Annotated in this window: 25 protein-coding genes and 1 tRNA gene; 15 read left to right on the top strand and 11 right to left on the bottom strand. The window is 40.8% G+C overall.

Annotated features, from left to right (window positions below):
• Positions 1-125 precede the first annotated feature (125 nt).
• Positions 126-2,987 (top strand): M16 family metallopeptidase, encoded by a 2,862-nt coding sequence (locus tag DC487_RS09355; protein WP_116775714.1) that lies wholly within the window; start codon positions 126-128, stop codon positions 2,985-2,987.
• Between the two features lie 62 nt (positions 2,988-3,049).
• Here the strand turns inward: DC487_RS09355 and DC487_RS17415 are convergent, their stop codons facing one another.
• Together DC487_RS17415 and DC487_RS09365 are read right to left on the bottom strand one after the other, a co-directional pair.
• Positions 3,050-3,229 carry an LPXTG cell wall anchor domain-containing protein gene (locus tag DC487_RS17415; RefSeq protein ID WP_116775715.1) on the bottom strand — a complete coding sequence of 60 codons (180 nt, stop codon included), beginning with the start codon at positions 3,227-3,229 and terminating at the stop codon, positions 3,050-3,052.
• Between the two features lie 67 nt (positions 3,230-3,296).
• Entirely contained in the window at positions 3,297-5,003 is a 1,707-nt protein-coding gene (locus DC487_RS09365; protein ID WP_116775716.1) for a M3 family oligoendopeptidase, read from the bottom strand.
• Positions 5,004-5,136: 133 nt separating this feature from the next.
• Here DC487_RS09365 and lepA point away from each other — a divergent pair, with 133 nt between their 5' ends.
• From lepA to DC487_RS09395, 6 genes are all read left to right on the top strand, one after another.
• On the top strand, positions 5,137-6,927 hold the full coding sequence (lepA, locus tag DC487_RS09370) for a translation elongation factor 4 (protein WP_116775717.1): 1,791 nt from the start codon (positions 5,137-5,139) through the stop codon (positions 6,925-6,927).
• Positions 6,928-6,958: 31 nt separating this feature from the next.
• The gene (locus DC487_RS09375; RefSeq protein WP_116775718.1) at positions 6,959-7,843 is read left to right on the top strand and encodes a bifunctional 5,10-methylenetetrahydrofolate dehydrogenase/5,10-methenyltetrahydrofolate cyclohydrolase; all 885 of its coding nucleotides are present in this window, start codon (positions 6,959-6,961) and stop codon (positions 7,841-7,843) included.
• Positions 7,844-7,868: 25 nt separating this feature from the next.
• Positions 7,869-8,345 (top strand): hypothetical protein, encoded by a 477-nt coding sequence (locus DC487_RS09380; protein ID WP_116775719.1) that lies wholly within the window; start codon positions 7,869-7,871, stop codon positions 8,343-8,345.
• Between the two features lie 26 nt (positions 8,346-8,371).
• Positions 8,372-8,791: an SH3 domain-containing protein gene (locus DC487_RS09385; RefSeq protein ID WP_116775720.1), complete on the top strand. Its 420-nt coding sequence runs from the start codon at positions 8,372-8,374 to the stop codon at positions 8,789-8,791.
• Positions 8,792-8,873: 82 nt separating this feature from the next.
• Entirely contained in the window at positions 8,874-9,233 is a 360-nt protein-coding gene (locus DC487_RS09390; RefSeq protein ID WP_116775721.1) for a DUF6686 family protein, read from the top strand.
• Between the two features lie 179 nt (positions 9,234-9,412).
• Positions 9,413-9,940, top strand: a complete 528-nt coding sequence (locus DC487_RS09395) for a ferritin (protein ID WP_116775722.1) — start codon at positions 9,413-9,415, stop codon at positions 9,938-9,940.
• A gap of 84 nt (positions 9,941-10,024) precedes the next feature.
• On the opposite strand, the gene DC487_RS09400 is transcribed toward DC487_RS09395, so the two are convergent.
• The 6 genes from DC487_RS09400 to DC487_RS09425 form a co-directional block, all read right to left on the bottom strand.
• On the bottom strand, positions 10,025-11,296 hold the full coding sequence (locus DC487_RS09400) for a glutaminase (protein ID WP_116775723.1): 1,272 nt from the start codon (positions 11,294-11,296) through the stop codon (positions 10,025-10,027).
• Between the two features lie 99 nt (positions 11,297-11,395).
• Entirely contained in the window at positions 11,396-12,283 is an 888-nt protein-coding gene (locus DC487_RS09405) for a helix-turn-helix domain-containing protein (RefSeq protein WP_116775724.1), read from the bottom strand.
• Positions 12,284-12,291: 8 nt separating this feature from the next.
• Positions 12,292-13,296, bottom strand: a complete 1,005-nt coding sequence (locus tag DC487_RS09410) for an aldo/keto reductase (RefSeq protein WP_116775725.1) — start codon at positions 13,294-13,296, stop codon at positions 12,292-12,294.
• Between the two features lie 95 nt (positions 13,297-13,391).
• Positions 13,392-14,504, bottom strand: coding sequence for a Gfo/Idh/MocA family protein (locus tag DC487_RS09415; protein ID WP_116775726.1), 1,113 nt, complete (start codon positions 14,502-14,504; stop codon positions 13,392-13,394).
• A 54-nt stretch (positions 14,505-14,558) separates the two neighbouring features.
• On the bottom strand, positions 14,559-14,969 hold the full coding sequence (locus DC487_RS09420; RefSeq protein WP_116775727.1) for a nuclear transport factor 2 family protein: 411 nt from the start codon (positions 14,967-14,969) through the stop codon (positions 14,559-14,561).
• Between the two features lie 11 nt (positions 14,970-14,980).
• Positions 14,981-15,556 (bottom strand): TetR/AcrR family transcriptional regulator, encoded by a 576-nt coding sequence (locus DC487_RS09425; protein ID WP_207774357.1) that lies wholly within the window; start codon positions 15,554-15,556, stop codon positions 14,981-14,983.
• A gap of 177 nt (positions 15,557-15,733) precedes the next feature.
• Between DC487_RS09425 and DC487_RS09430 the strand changes: the two genes are divergently transcribed.
• Genes DC487_RS09430 through DC487_RS09440 form a run of 3 tightly spaced genes read left to right on the top strand, consistent with a single transcriptional unit; the run spans position 15,734 to position 16,611 of the window.
• The gene (locus DC487_RS09430) at positions 15,734-15,979 is read left to right on the top strand and encodes a DUF3253 domain-containing protein (protein ID WP_116775729.1); all 246 of its coding nucleotides are present in this window, start codon (positions 15,734-15,736) and stop codon (positions 15,977-15,979) included.
• A gap of 13 nt (positions 15,980-15,992) precedes the next feature.
• On the top strand, positions 15,993-16,481 hold the full coding sequence (locus DC487_RS09435; RefSeq protein ID WP_116775730.1) for a DUF4385 domain-containing protein: 489 nt from the start codon (positions 15,993-15,995) through the stop codon (positions 16,479-16,481).
• Positions 16,468-16,611: a DUF2256 domain-containing protein gene (locus DC487_RS09440; RefSeq protein WP_116775731.1), complete on the top strand. Its 144-nt coding sequence runs from the start codon at positions 16,468-16,470 to the stop codon at positions 16,609-16,611. The genes DC487_RS09435 and DC487_RS09440 overlap by 14 nt, the downstream gene beginning before the upstream one ends.
• A 458-nt stretch (positions 16,612-17,069) precedes the next feature.
• On the opposite strand, the gene DC487_RS09445 is transcribed toward DC487_RS09440, so the two are convergent.
• The gene (locus tag DC487_RS09445) at positions 17,070-17,981 is read right to left on the bottom strand and encodes a HEPN domain-containing protein (protein ID WP_116775732.1); all 912 of its coding nucleotides are present in this window, start codon (positions 17,979-17,981) and stop codon (positions 17,070-17,072) included.
• A gap of 374 nt (positions 17,982-18,355) precedes the next feature.
• On the opposite strand from DC487_RS09445, the gene DC487_RS09450 reads away from it, so the two are divergent.
• From DC487_RS09450 to DC487_RS09470, 5 genes are all read left to right on the top strand, one after another.
• Positions 18,356-18,676: a hypothetical protein gene (locus DC487_RS09450; protein ID WP_116775733.1), complete on the top strand. Its 321-nt coding sequence runs from the start codon at positions 18,356-18,358 to the stop codon at positions 18,674-18,676.
• Positions 18,677-19,090: 414 nt separating this feature from the next.
• Positions 19,091-20,059, top strand: coding sequence for an AbiH family protein (locus tag DC487_RS09455; RefSeq protein WP_116775734.1), 969 nt, complete (start codon positions 19,091-19,093; stop codon positions 20,057-20,059).
• A gap of 265 nt (positions 20,060-20,324) precedes the next feature.
• On the top strand, positions 20,325-21,170 hold the full coding sequence (locus DC487_RS09460) for a hypothetical protein (RefSeq protein ID WP_116775735.1): 846 nt from the start codon (positions 20,325-20,327) through the stop codon (positions 21,168-21,170).
• Positions 21,171-21,263: 93 nt separating this feature from the next.
• On the top strand, positions 21,264-21,953 hold the full coding sequence (locus DC487_RS09465; RefSeq protein WP_116775736.1) for an Ig-like domain-containing protein: 690 nt from the start codon (positions 21,264-21,266) through the stop codon (positions 21,951-21,953).
• Positions 21,954-22,005: 52 nt separating this feature from the next.
• A complete protein-coding gene (locus DC487_RS09470) occupies positions 22,006-22,683 on the top strand; it encodes an Ig-like domain-containing protein (protein ID WP_116775737.1) in 678 nt (225 codons plus the stop codon).
• A gap of 378 nt (positions 22,684-23,061) precedes the next feature.
• Here the strand turns inward: DC487_RS09470 and DC487_RS09475 are convergent.
• A tRNA-Lys gene (locus DC487_RS09475) sits at positions 23,062-23,134 on the bottom strand.
• 108 nt (positions 23,135-23,242) lie between these two features.
• Positions 23,243-23,938 carry a carboxypeptidase-like regulatory domain-containing protein gene (locus DC487_RS09480; RefSeq protein ID WP_116775738.1) on the bottom strand — a complete coding sequence of 232 codons (696 nt, stop codon included), beginning with the start codon at positions 23,936-23,938 and terminating at the stop codon, positions 23,243-23,245.
• Positions 23,939-23,940: the final 2 nt, after the last annotated feature.

A 23,940-nucleotide genomic window follows, 5' to 3' on the forward strand; every position in this document is an offset into this window, starting at 1 on the left:
CACGAATCACACTAATACGATCATATTTGCAAAAAGGCATTCATTTTTTTGAATGCCTTTTTGCATGTTGCAGTATTTCGGTATTTTCGATAAATTGCCTCCTTCAATTTTACAACCAAACAAACATGAGAATACTTAAACCTTTAGCGTTAGCATTTCTGTTGCCAGCGCTGGGCGCAAATGCGAGATCGCTTGCTACAGAATCTACGGGATTGAATCCGCAAGCTTTGCAAATTTTGGCACAGGATACCACATCGTGGACGCAACCCTTACCATTTGATGATGGTGTAATTACCGGCAAATTAGAAAATGGGTTTCAATACTACATCCGCAAGAACGTAGAACCAGAGAATCGCGTGACGATGTTTCTTGCGGTTAAAGTGGGTTCTATCTTAGAAAATGAGAAAGAATTAGGCTTAGCCCATTTCTTAGAGCATATGAACTTTAATGGGCTGAAACATTTCCCCAAAAATGAGTTAGTAGATTACTTACAGCGTGCTGGAGTACGTTTTGGTAGTGATCTCAATGCGTACACCAGTTTTGATGAAACGGTCTATCAGTTACCTATCCCTTCTGATGATCCAGAATTGCTCAAAAACGGCTTGCAGGTGATGCGGGATTGGGCACAGGATGCCTTATTGGACGAAGAAGAAATAAATAAAGAACGTGGTGTCGTATTAGAGGAGATGCGCGGATCGCGTGGTGCACAGCAACGAATGCGCGATCAATATTTTCCGTTGATGCTCAATGGTTCTCGCTACGCGGAACGTTTGCCCATTGGTACGGAAGATGTTGTCACAAACTTTAAACCAGAAACCATTCGTGAGTTTCATCAGAAATGGTATCGCCCCGATTTGCAATCTATCATCGTAGTCGGAGATATTGATCCCAAAATGATCGAGCAGGAAATCAAGCGCCTGTTCGGTGATATGAAACAGCCGAAATCTCCGCAGGATCGTGAGAAGTACACGGTTGATTTGTTAAACAAAAATCAGTTTATGGTAGTTACCGATCCCGAAATGCAATATACCGTGGGTCAGATTTTCATAAAGCATCCAGAAGAACAAGTTAAAACAGTAGGAGATTACCGTCGCTCATTGCTCAAATCTACCTACAATGAGATGATCAACAGCCGACTAAGCGAACTGATGCAATCTGCTGATGCGCCATTCTTGCAAGCTGGTATCGGTATTAGCGAGTTTTTAGGCGGATTAGATAATCTCTCTGCCTATTATGTAGCTAAGCCCGGTGCGATTGGAGATGGATTTAAATCTATCGTACGCGAACTAGATCGTGTAGACCAATTCGGTTTTACGGAATCAGAGTTTGCTCGTACAATCGTATCAATGCAAAAAAATAATGAACGCGCCTACACCGAGCGCGACAAACGCCGTTCAGACAGCTATGTTGATGCTTACTTAAATCATTTTCTTAAAGACAATCCCGCTTTGAGCGATGAGGATAGCTATCGGATCACTAAAGAATTGCTACCTACTTTGACTTTAAGTGAGGTAGAAGCGATCGGCAAGCAATATTACGTAGATCAGAATCGCGATGTTCTATACCTAGCTCCTGATAAGGAAAAAGCCAACTTACCAGACGAAGCAGCTGTAAACGCTTGGTTTCAAGAAGTGAATCAAGAAACATTAACGGCTTATGATGATAAAGTTTCAGACTTACCACTGCTCGCAGCAGAGCCTGCAAAAGGTACGGTGGTAGATCGTAAAAACATCGATGTGATCGAGGCAAAATCATGGAAATTGAGTAATGGTGCTACGGTAGTTTTAAAACCAACCAAGTTTAAAAATGATGAAATTTTGATCCATGCCTTTGGTCCAGGTGGTACATCTTTGTATGCTGATGCCGATTATTTTGATGCTTCTAATGCTGCTTCCCTAGTAAATAGCAGCGGGTTAGGGCAGATGACTACCGTTGAGCTACAGAAATATTTGTCGGATAAGAAAGCGAATATCAGTCCGTTTATCGGAGAGCGCACGCAAGGTGTAACTGGTTCGGCAGATAAGGAAGGTTTGAAAACCGCTTTCGAAATGATTTATGGCTATTTTACAGCACCTCGTATCGAAGATGATGTGTTCAAAAGTACCATTAGCCGCGCGGTATCATCGATGGAAAATCGCGAAAACAATCCTTCATTCGTATTCAGCGAAACAATTCAAAAGAGTTTGTATGGCAATAATGTACGTCGTGTCCCAGCCAATGCGGCCGATATACAATCGATCAGCAAAGATAAAGCGTTAAGTATTTTTCAAGAGCGATTTGCCGATGCTTCGGATTTCACTTTTATGATCGTTGGCTCGTTTACTGAAGAGGAAATCACGCCATATATTGAGCAGTACCTAGCCTCTCTGCCTACGACCAATCGCGATAATGCTGCAAAAGATCTTCAAATTGTAGAACCAGAAAAAGGTTTTGAGAAAATCGTAAACAAAGGCAAAGAAGAAAAGGCTCAAGTACGTTTGTCATTTTATGGTGATTATGCCTTCAACGAAAAGGAAAACCTAAATATGGACGCACTGGAATCGGTCTTGTCTATCAAATTGATTGAGCGTTTGCGCGAAGACGAAAGTGGTGTATACGGCACAGGTGCTAGTGCGAGCTATCGTAAACAGCCAAGTGGACGATACGGCTTCCATATCGGATTTGGTACTAGTGTAGATCGGTACGAATCATTAATTCAGTCTGCATTAGATGAAATTCGGAAGGTGAAAGAAAATGGACCGACGCAAGTGGATTTGGATAAATTCTTTATCGAGCAAAGACGCCAGCACGAGGTCAACTTGAGAGAAAATAGTTTTTGGCTTAATTCCTTGAATGAGGTAATCAGTAATGAGGAGGATTTCAAATCGATTATCAACCTTCAAGAGGATATTCAGAACGTAACCGTGGAATCGGTGAAAGCAGTAGCCAACAAATATTTGGACGAGACGAAGTTGTTCAAATTTATCTTGTTGCCAGATGCTAAATAAGCGGTAATAGGATCATAGATCACGAAAAAGGGCTTTCAAATGAAAGCCCTTTATTATGTACATTAATCGTTGAATTTTCTCTTTTGTCGCCGGTACAACATAAATATAACGATAGCCAGCAACAGAATGCCAATTAAAACATAACCGGTTGGTGATGATTCAGTTCTATTCACAGATGGAGTTTGCGCAACCAAATTGGAAAGAAACCCGCTCAAGACCAACCCACACAACCAATTTTTCATAATTATACGATTTAATAACCAATTTGAATTTACTCAAATTAGCTTTAAAAAGCAATAGTGATGCCAACTAATTTTTATTTCGCTCAGATTTAACAAATCTTACCAGATCGGCCACGTATTCTGAAGAAAAATCAAAACGAATCCCTGCTGCTTCATATATTTTACCAATAGGTTGTGTGTAACCTAGCTTCAATGCAGCAAGATATTGCGTTAGTGTCTTATCACGATCGGATAAGTAATTTTTCCAAACAGAAATAGCTCCCAATTGCGCAAAACCGTATTCGATATAGTAAAATGGAACTTCGAAAATGTGTAATTGCTTATGCCAAAGGTATTGTTCTGCTTCTTCGTGGCTCGTCCAGTCGGCAAAACCGTGCCCGAACTCTGCATAAATATTCTTCCAAGCTTCCGTGCGTTGCACTGGCGTATGTTCTGGATTCGTGTATAGCCAATGTTGGAACTTATCTACCGTAGCCACCCAAGGTAAGGTAGATAACACGTCGTCCATCTGTTCTTTCTTGGCACGAGCGAGATCATCCGGGTTTGGAAGGAAGTGATGCCATTGTTCCATGGATAACAACTCCATCGACATTGAGGCCAATTCTGCTACTTCCGAAGGCACATCTTTAAAATCATTCATGGCCAACTCTGCACTAATAAAGGTATGGATCGCATGGCCGCCTTCATGCACCATCGTGGTGAGATCGCGCATCGTACCCGTCGCATTCATAAATATAAAAGGTGCTCCTGACTCGTAAAGCGGATAATTGTAGCCACCTGGCGCTTTGCCTTTTCGGCTTTCTACATCGAATAACCCATTCGCTTTCATGGTCGTGATGCATTCGCCCATATAAGTGTGCATTGCTGCAAAAGCTTGTTCCGTTTTGTCGATCAATTCTTGACCTGAATGGAAAGGTTTTAGCGGCGCAAGATTATCCGGATCTACCTGCGTATCCCAAGGTTTTAACGTATCCAATTGCAATTTGTGTTTGCGTTCTACAGCTAACTCCTGCATTACTGGCACGACATGATCAGCGACAGCAGTGTGGAAAGCTTCACAATCGGCTACGCTGTAATCAAAACGGCCCATAGCCACAAACATATAATCACGGTAATTATCAAATCCAGCATTCAGCGCCACCTGATGACGAAGACGCAGCAAATCCTGAAAAATATCTTCTAAGGCTTGAGCCTGTTCCAAGCGCACCGCACTAATAGCCTCCCAAGCTTCTTGGCGAACGGCGCGATCGGTATCCAACAATCGTGTGGCAGCCTGTTGCATTGTATATTCTTCGCCTTGGAGCTTCACGGTCATACCGCCTACGATCGCCTGATACGCTTGTTGTTTCAGTTGTATATCCGTAAATAGGGGAATATTTTCGGCACGAAAGATCTCTAAAGCTTTTTTGACCTTACGCAGATAGATGAAGTATTGATCTTGATCGAGTTTAGCCGTCCATGGATTAGCCATCAGCTTCTGATCTAATTCATTTTGGATAGGAGCAATTTTAGGCTCAATTTCCGTCGTGAAATAGCGAAAGTTTTCTGCATATTCTTCATTGTCGGTATGGCAGGTCATCTGGATGTAGCGCCAAGCCTGATCTTCTTGTAGTACAGCCTCCAGTTCATTGCGATCGAGCATCCACTTTTCTAAACTTGCTAAATCGTTGATTTCGCGGCTCAATAATTCATGGTATAAAAGATCCAAATTCTCCCACACGATGGGTAGATCATGCGGCACATATGTTCTTGGCTTTGCCAGTGTAGTCTTCATATTATCTTTATTAGTAATGATGCACGAAATTACTTATTTTTTAGATAGCTTAATTGCTGGATCAAGCATGCAAAAAAGCGCATTGAAATAACTATATTTGCCGATTATAAAAAGAGAGACTGTAGAACCTAGTATGGAGCATATACGCAATTTTTGCATCATCGCGCACATTGATCACGGAAAGAGCACCTTGGCCGATAGATTGTTGGAATTCACCAACACCATTACGCAGCGCGAAGCGCAAGCGCAATTATTGGACAACATGGATTTGGAGCGGGAGCGGGGCATCACGATCAAAAGTCATGCAATCCAAATGGATTTCATCCGCGACGGGCAAAAATATACGCTCAACTTAATTGATACGCCGGGCCACGTCGATTTTTCGTACGAAGTATCACGTTCTATCGCAGCTTGCGAAGGCGCTTTACTGATTGTAGATGCGTCGCAAGGTATACAAGCACAAACAATTTCAAACTTATACTTGGCGCTAGAGCACGATCTGGAGATTATTCCGATCTTAAACAAGATGGATTTGCCAGGGGCGATGCCCGAGGAAGTGAAAGATCAGATCGTAGATTTGATCGGTGGCAAGCGCGAAGATATTATTCCAGCTTCTGGAAAAACAGGATTAGGTATTCCAGCTATTTTGGATGCCATTATTGATCGTATTCCTGCGCCAGTCGGCGATCCAAAAGGCGAATTGCAAGCCTTGATTTTTGACTCAGTATTCAATTCTTTCCGCGGTATCATGGCCTATTTCAAAGTAGAAAACGGCGAAATCCGCAAAGGCGACAAAGTGAAATTTGTGGCTACAGGAAGAGAATATTTTGCAGACGAGATTGGTACGTTGAAGCTCAATCAAGTTGCTAAAGACGTCATCAAAACGGGTGACGTAGGTTATATTATTTCTGGAATTAAGGAAGCCAGAGAGGTAAAGGTAGGAGATACCATCACGCACAAAGATCGTCCTTGTGCTTCTGCTATTCAAGGTTTTGAAGAAGTAAAGCCGATGGTTTTCGCCGGTATCTATCCAGTAGATACCGAAGATTACGAAGAGTTGCGTGAATCAATGCATCGCTTGCAATTGAATGATGCGTCGTTGGTATTCGAACCCGAATCTTCCGCGGCCTTAGGATTTGGTTTCCGATGTGGATTTTTGGGAATGCTTCACATGGAGATTATCCAAGAACGTCTGGAACGCGAATTTAATATGACGGTGATTACCACCGTACCCAACGTGTCGTACAAAGCTTATCTGACGAAAGATAAGGAAGAAATCGTGGTGCATAACCCATCTGATCTTCCAGATCCAAGTAAGCTCGACATCATCGAAGAGCCGTATATCAAAGCCAATATCATTACCAAATCTGATTTCGTAGGGCCAGTCATGTCTCTATGTATTCAGAAACGTGGTACGATCGTCAATCAATCGTACTTGACGTCGGATCGGGTAGAATTGGTTTTTGAAATGCCGATGGGAGAGATTGTATTCGATTTTTATGATAAATTGAAAACAATATCTAAAGGCTATGCTTCGTTTGATTATCATCAAATAGGTTATCGCACATCGGATTTGGTTCGTTTGGATATTCGATTGAATGATGAGCCGGTAGATGCGCTATCCTCGCTTATCCACCGAAGCAATGCGTATGATTTTGGTAAGAAGATCTGTGAAAAACTAAAAGAACTTTTGCCTCGTCAGCAGTTTGAAATTCGTATTCAAGCTTCCATCGGTGCTAAGATTATTGCGCGCGAAACCATTTCGGCATTACGTAAAGATGTAACGGCTAAATGTTATGGTGGTGATATTTCCCGTAAACGTAAGTTGCTGGAAAAACAGAAAAAAGGAAAGAAACGCATGCGTTCGGTAGGTAACGTGGAGATTCCACAATCGGCGTTTATGGCGGTGCTCAAATTGGACTAATCTAAAATTTTAAGATCATAAATTATACAATATGCAATTACTAGACGGTAAAGTCGTATCGGCCAAGATAAAAGAAGATATTAAGCAGGAAGCTGCCGAATTTTTACAGGAAAAAGGTCGTAAACCGCATTTGGTCGCTATTTTGGTGGGGAATGATGGTGGAAGCGAAACTTACGTGGCCAGTAAAATGCGTAATTGTGAAATGGTGGGATTCGACTCGACAAATATTCGCTATGATGTAGAAATCAGCGAAGCGGAATTGATCGCTAAAATCGAAGAAATCAATACGGACGCTACGATCGATGGCTTAATTGTGCAATTGCCATTGCCACCGCATATTGATCCAGAAAAAATTACAGCAGCCATCGACTACCGCAAAGATGTGGATGGTTTTCACCCCGTAAACTTGGGTAGAATGCAGCGCAATTTGCCTTGCTTCATTCCGGCTACGCCGTACGGAATTATGTTGATGTTGGAACATTATAACATTGATACAGCAGGCAAGAAGGCAGTTATCGTAGGGAGAAGTAATATTGTGGGTTCGCCGATGAGTATCTTGCTAGCACGCAATACTCAACCAGGAAACTGTACCGTAACGATAACCCACAGTCGCACGCAAAATCTTCGTGAAGAAGTATTGCAAGGAGATATTGTCGTTGCTGCGATTGGCAAGAAAAACTTTGTCACCGCTGATATGGTTAAAGAAGGCGCTGTCGTGATCGATGTCGGTATCAACCGCGAGACCTCTACCGAAACCAAATCGGGCTTCAAGTTATTTGGTGATGTGGATTATGAAAATGTAGCGCCAAAGGCATCTTGGATTACTCCAGTTCCCGGAGGTGTCGGTTTAATGACGATAGTGGGTTTACTCAAAAACACACTAGAGGCTGCTAAAGGCACCATCTACAAAGACTAATATTTGGTATAGAAATTGCCTTAATATGAGCGTAAACTTAAATTTTACGCTCATGTATAAATCTTCCCTTTTTATCGCCGCACTATCTGCGACTATGCTCGTCGGGTGCAATCAAAGTCAACAACAGGATGATTCTGTTGCGAAGGATGCAGATACTATATCTGCCACACCTGGGCAGCGCTTGGATCATGCTATCGAAAAAGTAGAGCAAAGTGCCGATCGCACGAGTCAACTAGCAAAAGAAGAATTGGACAAAGCGGAAGCCGCTATGGAAAAAGCGAAGCGAGATCTGGCAGATGCTAAAAAACGGGGCGATGCCAAAGCGGAGAGCGAAGCCCAAAAAGCTTTGGACAAAGCAACTGGCATTTGGGAAAACACCAAGAAAGCAGCTAATCGTGCCGTAGATGCGACTGAAAAAGCAGCACGCAAAACTGGCGCAGCAGTAGATACATCGGTACAAAGAGCCAGCCGTAAAGTGAATGATCTGTTCGATAAAGACTAATTTATTTACTTCTCAATTGCTTATCTATGCCACTAACTTCTAAATACGCCGCATTAATTAATCTTTTGAATGATCTAAAAGTAGATCAGCTGAATATACAGGAGGAGAACAATGTATTGCACATTTCAGGTGTTACTTCTTCGGTAGATGCCAAGCACAAGGCTTGGGATTTGTACAATCGCATTGATCCCAATTATATTTCTGAAGATCTAGCCCTCGAGTTGAGCGTAAAAACCGATGAAGAGCTGAAAGTCGTTAGCATCAATTGTGTAGACGAACCTTTTGTAGCTTTACGACGTGGACCAGGCGTCAATCAGCCTGTGATTGCCGAACTGAAACATGGTGATCGTGTTCAGATCTTGGGATTGACTGGGCAAAATTGGTGTCTGGTTAGGATTACTGATTTATTGGAGGGTTACGTTTACGTCGATTATCTATCAGTATAGATGTTATTTATTTTACGGAAATAAGATCTTACGATTTGGATTTATTCCAAATAGTATTTAGATTTGTTCCAGTTAGATAAATATGATCTGTCCCTTAGCAAACGTAGAAAAGGTGTTCGATACAGAACACGGTGTGGTATACCAATGTAGCCGTCAGAACTGCTATTGGTTAGAATTTCAGGGAACAACAACTGCATTCAAGATTTCTGATCTTTTCTTGTTCAAGAAACGCATTGATGCGATTGATATTGAAGCGATGCTATCTGAATCCTCTAGATCATATGATTTTGAAATCGTGATGCCTTTCCGTACGGAACGGTGTTATTTGCTAAACGTATCTGACATCCTCAATCTCAGAGAAATTCTTGCTGGTACTAAGTTTATGATTCAGCTCAATAGCGAAGTAAAACGCTGTTTACGTCGTGGTTGTGTGATTGCCTAAGTCGCATTTATAATTATACTGATTCTAAAGAACTTACAGATCTAAAGCGTAATTTAGACTGAATTCGTATTGTATTTTTTTTATCCTAATTGTTTCCTGCCGCTGTATCTTTGTATCAAACAAAAGCGAGATACATCCTGTTATCACGGTGTATTTAGTTTTTATAAAATAGATATAACATGAAAGATTTATTAAAATTAAAATCTTCTTTAGCAGAAGAAATAGAAAACATATTGAATGCACAGATTAAGGTGGAAGCTCATGCATCTGCTTTGTACCTAGCGATGTCTAGCTGGTGTGATGATCAAGGTTTTGATAATGCAGCAGCTTTCTTCGCACGTCAATCTGACGAGGAACGTGCGCACATGTTGAAATTATTTAAATATGTTGGTGATCGTGGTGGTCGTGCCATTTCTCCAGAAATCACCAACGTACCTACAGACTTTGAGTCTTTCCGTGGTGTATTTGAGCAAACTTTGGAGCAAGAAATGTTCGTTACCGAGCAGTTCAATAATATTGCTGACGTTTGTATGAAATCGAAAGATTACGTGACGTTTAACTTCGTACAATGGTTCTTAGAAGAGCAAGTAGAAGAGGAATACGTAGCACGCCGTATCATCGAATTATTTGATGTGATTGGTGAGCAAGGAACTGGCCAGTGGGAAATTGACAAACACTTGGTGAAAGTAACTTTTGACGAAGCTTAGTTATCACTGAGTTTTAATAAGAACAAAAAATGGTAGTGAGCAATAGCTGACTACCATTTTTTGTTTTTGACAGAATGATAAGTTCTACTTAGCTATATCTTCCAAATCCTGATATACATGTGGTTCGAAGTCTGATGGCGTTTTTGCATGAGGTACGATGTTTTCAGGATCGACCAAAGCAACATTGTGTCCATCCGCCCTCAACCGGTCGATACCATCTAATAACATGCGTCGGCCTACATCGTTTACCAAGGAGATATGACTTAGGTCTAAGATTATGGTGCCGCCGTCTTGCTCTTCATCTTGTAATTTACGTAATAGACGTTCGGCGTCTGTAAATTGCAAAACGCCATGCAGTTTGTACACTTTTAACCCAGGTCGAATTTGTTCGACATCATGATCATTGACGATCACGCGCGAAGATGGAACGCCTTCGAGCAAATGCAAACCCATATCGCGAGACATCTGCTGCATAATATCTATACCACGAACACTATTGCCAAAGCGATCTAGTTTTGGTGAAAAAACCGCAAGTCCAACTTGACCAGGAAGCACACCAATAATACCGCCTGATACACCGCTTTTGGCAGGGATCCCCACATTGGCCAACCAATCACCCGCCGCATTGTACATACCACAAGTGGTCATGACCGTCAATACTTGGCGTACTGTTTTGTGGCTGAAAATGCGTTCACCAGTTCTCGGAAGAATGCCATCATTGACCAAAACACTCATCATATTAACCAGATCTTTCACCGTCACATTGATTGAGCATTGTTTCAAATAGCTTTCTACGATTTCGACCGGGTCGCTTTCCAGAATATTAAAATTTCGTAGGGAGTAACCAATCGATAGATTTCGAAAAGCCGTTTCTTTTTCAGATTGGAAAATAGCAAGATCAAAAGACAATTCACGTCCGGCCAACTGACTAAAAAACTGACGAACGGTTTCTGCTCGACAATCGTTTTCTGCTTTTGGTATCAAAGAATGTACGGTAATAGCACCCGAATTGATCATCGGATTTTTGGGTTTTATCCGATCATCTGTCTGATCGAGCGAGATCTCGTTAAATGCTTCGCCAGAAGGCTCAACGCCTACTTTCTGCATCACAGCCTCCAGTCGGAGCTTTTCTACGACGTAGGCATAGGTAAATGCCTTCGAGATGGATTGTATACTAAACTCGTAATCATCGTCGCCAACGCTATAAAGCAAACCATCTAGTGTTATTAGTGCGACGGCTAACTTATTAGGATCTGCCGAAGCAAGCTCTGGAATATAATCGGCCAACTCGCCACCGTGGGCGGTTTTACAATTTCGCAAAAGGTCGGCTAGGTAATCAGGAACAGGTGTATTCATTTAAAATAATGTCTAGTGATGGTACATAAAGCATTTTGTGCCTGCTTTGTTACCACAATATCCGATCCTAATTTGGTGTGGACAGATATTTAGCACCGATTAGTGGAATGTTTGACGGAATTCTAATGGCGATAAGCTTGTTTTCTTTTTGAAGAGCGTGCTAAAAGATTGCGCATGTTCGAAACCTAAGGCATAGGCGATTTCGCCCACCGATAGGCTTGTTGTAGATAGTTTTTCTTTCGCTTTTGAGATCAACTTTTCGTGAATATGCTGTTGTGTATTTTGGCCAGTATGCATCCGGAGCAGGTCGCTAAGGTAATTGGGGGAGAGGTTCATTTGCTCCGCTAAATAATGTACCGTCAGCAAAGCATTGACATCGTCTTTGAAGTACTCATCTAGTAGTTGTTTGAACTTAGTGAGCAGTCCCGAGTTATTGTTCTTCCGAGTCAAAAACTGCCGCTCATAAAACCGATCAGCGTATTTCAATAAACTCTCGATATGCGTTAGAATAATATCTTGCGTATGCTTATCAATATGCTGGCACTCTTGGTCAATTTTGAGCAAGATACAGATTAAATTATCTTCTTCTTCCGCAGAAAGATGTAGCGCTTCGTTCACAGAATAATCGAAAAAGCCGTACGCGTGAATGCTATTTGCCAGTGTGTGTTGCAAGAGCAAGTCTGGATGGAAGATGAGCAGGTAACCGGATCCGCATTCTATATTTTGCAGATCCAGCTGTTGCACTTGATTAGGACCAGTAAAACTCAATACTCCTTTATCATAATCGTAGTGCTGTTGTCCATACCTTATCTTGCCTTTCACATCGCGTTTCAGTGCTACGCAATAAAAGCGATTTACGAAACCATTCCAGATATCATCTTCCAAGAAAATACTTTCAGTGAGATTAATCACCGTCACTAAAGGATGCCGCGGTTCTGGCAAAGAAAGCAAGCGGTGAAATTCGGATATGGAGTTGATCGATTGCATACTCAAATCTAATCAATTAATCCCATACTGAAATCGTCATATGCCGCACCTGTATCTGTGCCGAGCGGTACAATACTTTCCAGCTTCTCCAGATCAGACGAGGTAAGCTCGATATGCGTAGCTGCTATATTCTGTTCCACATATTTTCGACGCTTTGTACCCGGTATAGGTAGTATCCCTTTGCGGATAACCCAAGCTAATGCTAACTGCGACGGCGTAATGTTTTTATCTTCCGCCATGCTTTTGATCGCATTCACCAGCTCCATGTTTTTTTCGAACATTTCTCCTTGAAAGCGGGGAATCGCGCGGCGAAAATCATCCTCTGGTATATCATCCAACGTTTTGATATCACCCGATAAAAATCCACGACCTAGTGGGGAGTACGCCACAAAGCCAATACCCAACTCTTTTAACGTCTCTAATACGCCTCGAGATTCTACTGTTCTTTCGAACAAAGAATACTCGCTCTGTACTGCTGTGATTGGATGTACAGCATGCGCGCGCTTAATGGTTTCCGAAGACATTTCAGATAGACCGAGGTAGCCTACTTTTCCTTCTTTGACCAACTCACTCATCGCTTCCACCGTTTCTTCGATTGGCGTGTTTTTGTCCAATCGATGTAGATAATATAGATCAATGAAATCCGTGTTCAGGTTTTTTAGCGAGCGCTCGATGGCCTTTTTCACATATTCTTTTTTACCATTGATAGCCCAAGTTATTTTATTGTTGTCATCGATTTCCCAACCAAATTTCGACGCTAAAATAAATTGATCTCGCTTTCCGCTGATAGCTTTCGCGATTAGTTGTTCATTTTTAAATGGGCCGTAAAGATCTGCGGTGTCCAAAAAATTGCCACCTAACTCCAGCGAACGGTGAATGGTCGCGATGGCTTCCTTTTCATCAGCTGCACCATACATGTGTCCGTCTTCAAAACCGGTCATGCCCATACAACCTAGACCGATCGTTGGCACTGTCAATCCCTGACTGCCCAATGCAATTTGTTTCTTTATCATAATTCAAAATTCAACAAATCATACAAGGCTTATGTAAGCAAATCACGGAAGCATGTAAGCGAATCAGGGAATGAAAGAAATCACAAAATAGTTCACTACTTCATAAGCACGCGTCGGCCTGTCTTGGCCGACTCTTTTGCTGCTTCAAGAATCTTCACCACGATCAGATTGTTTTCTAAGCTGGATAAATCCTGTCCAGGATCGATCTCGCGGTTTAATACCGCGGCTAGATAATCTAGGTGATTGCTTTGATTAGTTGGGAGAGAGGCGGCAGTTGATTCTTGGTAAGGAGCATTTTCATTTGCCTTGATTCTAAGCTTGGTTGGGTTTACCGCCTGGATATATCCCGTTTCGCCAAATACTTCCATATCCTTAATGGAAAATGGCCAATTCCACGATGCCTCTACAATTCCGGTTGCATCCGGATATTCTAAAAGAATAGTCGCATCATCATCTACATTCGGATATACGTCTTTCTTGAGCTGTCGCGTAATCGCGGTGACTGCTATCGGTGCTTTGCCATCCATGAGCCATGTCATTAGATTGGCACCATAACAACCAAAATCCACAATCGCACCGCCACCATTCTGTACGGGATCTGTTAGCCAGCTCAAAAACTCCTTGCTTACATTGATTTCTTTTGGACCTTGATGCCCATCGTGTACCACCATTTTCCTGATCTTTCCGATCTCTCTGTTGTTTTTGATTTTCTGATACGCTTCCTGATTACTGGCGTACCAAGTCGTTTCATAATTGGTCAACAAATGAATATTATGTTGCTTGGCCAGTTGCGCCATACGCTCCGCTTGCTTTACTGTTGTTGCTAAAGGCTTTTCTACCATGACGGATATGCCCAATGGTGCAGCTACTTCCACGACGGCCAGATGCTCGTTTATCGCATTGTAAGCCAATACGACATCGGGTTTTCGCGTTTTGAGCATGGTAGATAAGTCACCTTGAAATAGCGAATCTGCCAGTACATACCGCCGCTTGAACCTTATTATCAAGTCAATGTTAGGTTCCGAAATTCCTACAATGTTTACAAGACCTTTTTCATAACTATTCAGAATGAGGTGCACATGGTCATGACTTAGGCCAGCGACCACCACGTTCAATTTTTTCTGTGCCATGGCATTCATTCCGGCAGGGGCTAAAAGGATCATACACAATGCGCATAAAGTAATGATGGAAAAATTCTTTTGCTTCATGCTTATCAGGTTAGATCGCAATGTAACGTTTTCTGTGCAGAATACATTTTAGCGTTATAAATATCTATCCGTTTCCTTTATTTCAAGATCATTAATGCTGGCATAACGTCTTTTCATTAGTCCATTCTCGTCAAACTCCCAGTTTTCATTGCCATAAGCTCTAAACCATTTGCCTTCTTTGTTTCGGTATTCGTATTCGAACCGAACGGCAATCCTGTTGTCGGTATGAGCCCAATATTCTTTTCTCAGTTTGTAATCCAGCTCTTTTTCCCATTTACCAGTTAAAAATTGCACAATTTCTTCGCGTCCGTTTACAAAAACGTCGCGATTGCGCCACTCACTATCTATGGTATACGCCAAAGCAATCTTTTGCGGATCTCTAGTGTTCCAAGCGTCTTCTGCCATTTGGGTTTTCTGTTTTGCGGTCTCCACGGTGAATGGAGGCAAAGGGTGTTTCTGTTCCATTGCTGTAAAATTTAAATTAAACTATCTATTATTTTTTTTGATTTTTCGACCAATTCATTTGATTTAAAAAGTTGACTTTCGATGATGGCACTTTCAAATAGGAGATAGATATGCGCGGATAATAATTCGTCTCCAATTTCTTTTTCAAAAAAGCTTCTTAAGTCATTTTTGTGAGCCTGTATCACAGAAAGTATGTCATCTTGCTCTTTGGATATTTCCGACAGGATATTTAAAAAGCTACATCCTCTAAAATTCTCTTTCTGGTTCATCTGGATGATGAAATCAAAGGCGTTCAACAGTTTTGCTTTGCTATGCTCAGCCTTTGCGACAAAGCTTAACAGCTCAGAAAACCAGTATTCATGTCTGGCATTTAAAAAGGCAATGCAGAGGGCTTCTTTTGATTTAAAGTGCTGGTAAAAGCTTGCTTTGGCTACATTAGCTTCGCTAATAATTTGATTGATTCCAGTGCTATTGTACCCTTGTTGGTGAAACAGGATGGAAGCGGTATTAATGATTCTTTCTCGCGGACTGCTCATGCTTTTTGCTATTATATAAGCAAACGTATAAATAATATTATAAACAGACAAGTCTGTCTGTAATATTTAACATTTTGATTTCTACGCATGCAGCCGACTTTTAAGAACTACTCAACTATTATGCATCAGCAAGATAATTACTCACACAGCTTCACACTACAATTAAAGAGGAAATTTTATCGCAAAATAAATGCGAAACCAATCACGTGTGTTCTTTGTTGAGTTTCTATGTCACTCGATCCTGAAATTGTAAAAGCCATCTTGTCTACGACTGCTGCGCGCGGTGCGGATAAAAGTATTTGTCCATCGGAGGTGGCGCGTCAGCTTTATCCGGACAATTGGCGCGATCGAATGCAAGATGTGGTGGAGGTTGCCATTGCCTTGCATCGTCAAGGGAAAGTGGTGATCGTACAGCACGGCGAACCGGTAGATGTAAACCAGATCAAAGGGCCAATACGCATTAAAACAACCTGATTCGACCAATTCTATGGTAAAAAACCGCAAACCCAGTTATCTCAACTTTGACAAGGAAAGTTACCCTTGGAAATCAGATATCGATTATCGCCAAAATCCAGAACAATATCGCGTAGGCAAAGGGGAGCAGGGTGTGCTGATTTGCGAACCCTACAAATCAGAAATTGGACAATATTGGCGATTTAAAACAGAGCAGATTGCTTTAGAAAGCAGCGACAAAATATTTGAACTATTTGAAGCATATGTGAAAGCAGAAGATTTGGTAGGTGCTGACATGGCGCGCAAGTATTTGCAGATGGGGTATACGCGAGCCCGGCGCTATGCAAACTACAAAGGCGGGAAGAAATATGACGAGCAAAACGATTACGCGATGCTGGAGCGTGGTACAGGCGATCTTGAGAAAGCAGCGGCAGCCGACGTATTCTATGAACGATGGAAACAAGCCGAAGCGAACGAAAAATATGCAACCATGAAAAAACAGTGGAAGGATGAGAGGGGTTAATAAATCGAACTTACCGCAAAAGACCTGCGCGACTTGTGGGCGACCATTTACGTGGCGCAAAAAATGGGAAAAGGTGTGGGATGAAGTCAAATATTGTTCACAACGATGCAAGACAACACGAGCAAAGTAATTGCGGCATTATTTATTCGCTCTGCGTAATGCCTTGCCGTTTCCTCATTTTACTTCTCTTATCCAGCACGTGCCCGATATACCTATATGAAGCTTCTCCCATGACGATAAATAGGATAAGAGGCGGCATATTATATTCTTCTAAAAAGAATACCTAGTGTAAATAGTATTAGAAATGCAATAATAACATAGCCTAGATGGGGGATAGATTCACGTTAGATGCGCCATTACTTCACCTTTTCCCCAGTGTAAATGTATTAAGAGTGTACTATTATAGTACTTGAGCATGGCTATTACAAGCCAATATATAGCCAATGAAGCACGCCTTTGATGTGAAGGAATTGCGGCTTGCACGACGACTATATGAAGTAAATACAACTTTGATTCGATCCTTTATTTCATCGTTTTCAAGACGCACGATTATGTTTCGATATTTTCTTTATATGCTTTTCTATAAATTCAATACTCTATCTGCTCCGTAATTCCGACTTGTACAGCATCTTTATTTTTTAGGACTGCATGAAGTGCAGCATTCTGTGCTAGCAATTCTATTTTATCAGCGCACATTTCTTTAACCAACGCAAGGAAAGACTTGACTCGTTGGTATAGGCTATCCGCATCCTGCCGAGAAACCGAAAAATCATCTTTGTAGCGTGAACCAGCATAACTTTTTGCCATTACATCAAACAGTCTTTCATCTTCGGGACTAGAAAGAAATAGTTGAAACGGCTTTTCAGAAAAGCACTGGCACAAACGGAGCAGGCGGTAAAGGTTATGAAACTCCGAACGGTAGGCGATATGAACGCTTAGCAGACAGATGCAGGCCTGTTCTACGGCCTGATGGAGCATAAAAGCACAAATCTCGAACTGTTCCTTATCCAAACATTCGTACGCGCACATCAAAAATCCATCTGCCAAAGGCATGCGGTGATCATAATGTTTGAGAGCCTTTGTCGCACCGTTTGTTGGTATGAACGGTGCTACTGGAACGCAATCTAACATTCCATCCTTGCTGTAAAGCAGTTTTCCAGTAGCTAGTACCGATATGAAAAAGCGGCTGTTTTGCTGTACTGCATCCATGACAGACTGCCTGCCATGGCAGAGGATGGTCATTGTGCCTTTTCGATAATTCGTATTAACGAACTCCTGCATTTCGTAATCAATCCGGGTTGCACTTTCTGTAATTACGAGCAGGCAATAATGGCATTTAAAATCGACTTTGCTCGGTTTAAAGCAACTTTGGGAATTACTAGTATAGCTGTTTTGCGAAAAGCTGAAGATTTGAAGCGGTTCAAACTTTTGCACCATTTGATGGATGAGCTCCTTGAAATGGACAGCGTGTCCGGTTTCTGCTGATAATTTTGGTTCCATATTGATCTCATTTAATTAATTGCGTTTAAATGAGTCTTGGAAGTGGGAGGGAAAAAATAACGAGTGAAACCCACTTTTGTCTTAGTAGCCCTGAGAAGACTTGTATACGGAAATGCAGGTTCACGCCTATGACGTGAGCACTAAACTTACCTCTCGTATCCATTTGAAATTTCTCATGTTTCTAAGACGAGACTCGAAGTGCGAAGACTTCAATATTTTGTGAAGTAATCGCTAAAATAATTCTTTGTTCTATCATACCCAAATGTAGTGAAAAGTCTTTAAAAAACAACTATTCGTATTTTTAAATTTACTAATAGTTCTTTTTTATAAATGAATAGTGATCTATTGACGACTTTAGTCACAAACATATTAATATGGCTGATTGGAAGAGTAGCGATAAAAGTCCCGAAAAAGATCTTTCGTCTATAGGTGCAATGTTTGAAACCAAGAAGATCAAAAAGATGTATGATATTTCTGAATTGTATCCAACAAAGATTATTAAATTGTTAGGCATTAATTCTGAACGTTACTCTGTGAAGTTGGCAGATCCTGAAAAGTTCACCGTTTCTGAAGTACTACGTTTATCATACATACTAAATATTGACCCAAATCTGATCATCAATGTGATACAGGCAGAAACAGAGAAAAAGATTCAGGAGAGAGTAAACATTGTAAAATTCAAGTTCGAAAAATAATTAAGTTTTAAATTTATTTAAACAGCCAGCATACTGTAAAGCCCGATTAGGTTGAAAGGAATTCGGCAAGGTTAATACCCCTTAAAACACCCGCCATCATTTCTGTCATGGTTTTTATTTTGGCAAAGCAGTCGCCTCATGAATGCTTTCTCTATCTTTATCCAGGAGTTGTTTCGCTACATCTTGGATAATTCTAATCGCATGCCACTTTTCAGCTCACCATTAGTTCTGGAAACTGCTTCTCAACTGTCATAATATTCGATACAAATATTATTACAGTTGCTTTTGTAAATACTTAGTTCGAATCCCGTTGCGATGCAATTGCTGATTATCACACATATTCTCAGTTCGCAGGCGGTGAGCATTTAATAAATTTTATATTTGTTAATCACATAATCAACGCTTAAATAATAAATGAATATATTATACATAATTGGAAATGGATTTGATATAAACTTGGGCTTAAAAACGCGATACTCAGATTTCTACAATTATTATGAAAAACAACAATCGGATGATGTCCTCGTCAATAAATTAAAGGAAAATATAAAGTTAGACCTTGAAAATTGGTCGGATTTGGAGCTAGCATTTGGAATGTTTACAAAGAATTTAAATGATATCGATGAATTTGATAGAGTTTATGAAGATATTGTTGACAAACTATGCGATTATTTGGAAGCTGAAGAGCTTAAATTCGAGCATAAAAATGCAGATACAAGTAAATTATTAAACGATTTATATACACCAGAATCATCATTAGCCCTTGGTTTTAAGGAAGAGCTGATTAATTTTAAACAGCGGTTCGGAGCTACAACTTGGAAAGTTGATGTTATCACACTTAACTATACCCGAACAATGGAGAGAATTCTAAATGATAAATATTCTAACACTTTCATTGGTTCACATACGCATGGCAAAGTGAAGTTTGGTGATATTCAACACATTCATGGATACACTGACGATAGGGTTATTCTTGGCGTCAATGACGAAACACAACTTGGGAAGATTGACTTTCGAACGAATCGAGAAATTTTAGAGGCACTAATAAAATCTGTCGGGAATCAGGCTCAACAGCATCAGGTAGATAGAAAATGTGTTAATTACATCAATTCTGCACAAATTATATGCATTTTCGGGTCTTCTATAGGAGAAACTGATAATTATCTGTGGATACAAATTGGTGAACAACTGAAAAGAGACTTTAGGCTAATCATATTTAAGAAAGGTGAAGCGATTAAACAACGATTTGGGCATAAACCGGCGAGATCTCAAAGGGCTATAAAAAAGCTATTTTTAGATAGAACCAATTTGACCGATGAGGAGAAATTACAGGTTGAATGTAAAATTTATGTCGCGTTGAATACGGAGATGTTTACACTATAACCCCAAGAACCCTACATAAATCTACTTAAAATAGTAGCCATCAAAATGTTTAAGATATAAAACAATGCGTGGGGGGGGGCTTACCTGTTTTGGAGACACTTACATCTTATCCATCAATAGATTTACAGTTTTTAAGTAGCCAACACACTCACTTCACAAAGGATCCTTTCTCTGGTTCTACAATAACAGAGGAAGTTAAGATACCATGGTAAACCGTAATGGCTAGTGTCACCTATTTTTCTATATTTGCTGAAATTATGAAATTATGAAAGCACTGAAATGTGTACTATCAATGGCAATACTGATCATTGCAGTAGGCGGTTGTTCCAAGGATTCTGCCATTTCAAAAGATCCTGTTATCGTAGAAGAAAACAATCCCGGTAAATTGATCGAAGTAAAGTCATGGTATCAGAGCTACACAAATGGCAGCATTAGTACAAGTAAGAAAGAATGGGAATATTGGAAGTATGATAATTCTGGTAAATTGTTGAGTAGTAAGACTTATGAGACTTACAGTTACGACAATAGCTCAGGCTATCCCATCACTAAAGTTTTCACGTACGACACTGACGGAACTGTCAATCACTGTAACATCGAGCAAGGAGCTTCCAAGTTTACTAAGAAATACTATTATAATATGGATAAATCGATCTCTTCAGAAGAAGATTGGATTAATTCCCGCTTGATGGATACACATACTTTCACATATAAAGAAGGTAAGATATCTGAGATACATACTGATAATTGGTTTGCTATTTATAAATACGATGCCAAATCGCTACCTGTCACTATCGATTATTTTAGAAGTGATAAGAAACCATGGGTTACCCACACGTATACTTATGACGATCGTGGTAGTTTAACTAAGAAAAGTTACCATAGCTTAGAGACAGGTGCTAGAATGGTTTATTATACCGCTGCCTATGAATATGATAACAAGGGTCGGGTTAGTAAAAAAACTTTTAGAGATGGAATCGGCTTGGACTTTGATTATGAAGTAGTATCACAATATAATGACAAAGATCAACTCCTTTCTCAAAAAATAAGGACAATAAGCAATGCTGTCTATAGCGATTGGATGTATATAACTTATGATTATACCTATCAGTAATTTACTGAAATTACTGTAGGTGGAGTAGTCTGGAAAGTGAGGTAATCAGTCTGTCCTAAATATTTTCCTATATTTATAGAAAATTATGATGCCATGACTAATTTTCTAAAAATAAGCACGTACCTATTCCTTTGCATTTCCATTGTCGCCTGCTCCAAAGACGATCCGCAGCCTGTCCCAGCATTAAGCAGGAGTGAAGCGGTAATTAAATATGATGAAGATGTCCAGTTTAGAGTCCCAAATTTTTCTGATGTAACGTGGTTCAGTAGTGATGAGTTTGTGGGGACGGTTGATGAGTCTGGCAAGTTCACCGCGCAACACATCGGAGAAGCCACGATCACAGCGGAAGTAGACGGAAAAACCCTTATTGCGCGTGTCGTTGTCGAGCCATATGTTACCAGTATGGTAGAGCCATACGTCAATTTTGGAGGTAGTGTCCAGAGTATAAAAGAGTATGAAAAGCGCGAAATATTCTCTGAAAACAATACTTTTCTTGTTTACTACGGCCAAGGGGATCTTGAAAACACCGTAGGTTACATCACCTACCAAGGAGTAATGACCGGCGCCCATATAAATCTTAAATTTGAGCACAGTGTCATTCAAAGTGCGATGACCTTTTATAAAGAACGATATAATTATCTAGGAAAGGTTGAGAATGGTAGAGAATATTTCGAGAGTAAAGATGGTTTATATCGCGTTTTCATAAGTAATGAATATGCATACTACACGAAAGACCTTTTCCCTGGTTCAACAGTTATCAAGGAAGTAAGCATGGAATGGTAAACCGTAAGTGCCGAGTGAATTAATTTCCTATATTTGCTGAAAATATCTAATTATGAATTACGCTGTCAAATTCGCTACACTTATTTCATTACTGTTACTGTTCCTAGGCTGTTCCAAAGATGATTCTTTCGAACTCAATCAATCCGAAGTTCTCTTGCACTACGATGAGGGATTTGTTTTTAACCTGCAAGGCGCTTCTAATGTAGAGTGGTCTTCAAGTGATGAGTTTGTCGGGACTATAGGACAGAATGGTAATTTTTCTGCAAAGCATATTGGGGAGACGGAAGTTACAGCTAAGTCGGGAAGTCGCACATTTACAGCCATCGTCAGAGTTGAGCCCTACATTACCGACATCATTGAACCTGTACTAAAGTACGGTGTATATAGTGAGACCATAAGAAATGAGGAAACTAGAGAATTTATCAGCGAGGATGCTTCACAAGTACGGTTTATGGGGCAGGGAGAACGCGAGTATAGGGTCTATTATAATTTGAGAAATGGAGTTGTAGATAATAGCGTCATAGTATTTACTCCAAAGGAAAATCTCCGAGATGAACTCAGCGTCTTTTTTGGAGAGAGATACGAGTTAATAGAAAACACAGCGGAACGAATGACCTACATTAACAAGGAAAAAACTATAGGAATAAATATCCAAGCTACCTTCGCTGTGGGAGTTCATGCAACATGGGTTCCTAGTTCATATACTGTACCGGCTGACAATGGTAAGTAGACAGTTGCAATATTTTGTTCGATGATGTTTGATTATGAAACTACTTTAATACTTACCTCTACTCGTTGCCGCACTGCTGACGCTGCTTGGATGGTCTAAAGACATTGAGCAGTATAATACACAGATTGTTGGAACCTGCGAAATGACCGACTGGAACGGCAGAGCTGTAACCAGATGATGAGGAGGTAGTTGCTAAACTCATGAATCGGGCGGAAACAAAGAAAGCAACTCTTTCGTTGAGGCTTTTCGTGATCACGCTGGGAGTGGCTCAGTCCCACAATTCCCGCACACTAATCCTGAGCCTTCTCTGAATCGAACCCTTGGGTTCTCATCCCAGCTATAAACGACGAAAGCCTCAACTTTCGTTGAGGCTTTTCGTGATCCCGCTGGGATTCGAACCCAGGACCACTACATTAAAAGTGTAATGCTCTACCAGCTGAGCTACGGAATCGAACTTCTTATTTTCGAAGTAACCTTCGTTGTTTGAAGTGATGCAAAGGTACGTTTTTATAAGACAATTGCAAATATCTTTTTCAATTTTCTCCCGATGCGCTATTATTTACTTGGGGTTTTCTTTACGATATTGTGTATAAGATTCACTGATATAGATTCTTAAGTCTTCCGGACTGGCGCTTTGAATAAATGACAAACTTGGTCGATAGCCATCGCGAAATAGCGGAATCTCATCATCTGTAAGTGGCGTCATGGATCGAATCAGCTGATTGGTAAACACGCGATCTACCGTGCGATTGTCGCGTTCTGTAATCAGGATATCCAAATTGCTGCGTGCTTGCTTGCCGCGTCTTCCAAATAAGCGGGAAGGAGAGACCCGAAGTCCGCCGCGCTGCTGGCTTGCTTCTGCAGCTTTACCATCATTCTTGGCGCGCGCAATTTCGGATGCTAGCCGACTGTCGGATAAACGGGTTACGTATACTTCATTGATCACTAGTGTTTCCTGATCTCTTACCAGATATACACGGCGCAATCCTTGTTCATAGATGAAGATGGTATCCGCTTCGTAGCCACCGCCCGAAAGCCGGAGATAATCATTAGCTTTTGCTTCGATTTTAAAATTACCTTCGCTATCGGTCTCCGTTTGCTTATTTGTACTTAGGTTTTTAACTAGTATACCGCGCAGCTTATTACTGCTTTCGAGGTCATACACTACGCCTTTTAGTTCCTGACCAAAGGCGCTTAGCCCAGAGGTCAGGAACACAATTGCCATAATGGTAATTGATAAATACGTTCTTTTCATTT

It is taken from the genome of Sphingobacterium corticibacter (assembly GCF_003076635.1).
In the GTDB taxonomy this organism is placed as follows: Bacteria; Bacteroidota; Bacteroidia; order Sphingobacteriales; family Sphingobacteriaceae; genus Sphingobacterium; species Sphingobacterium corticibacter.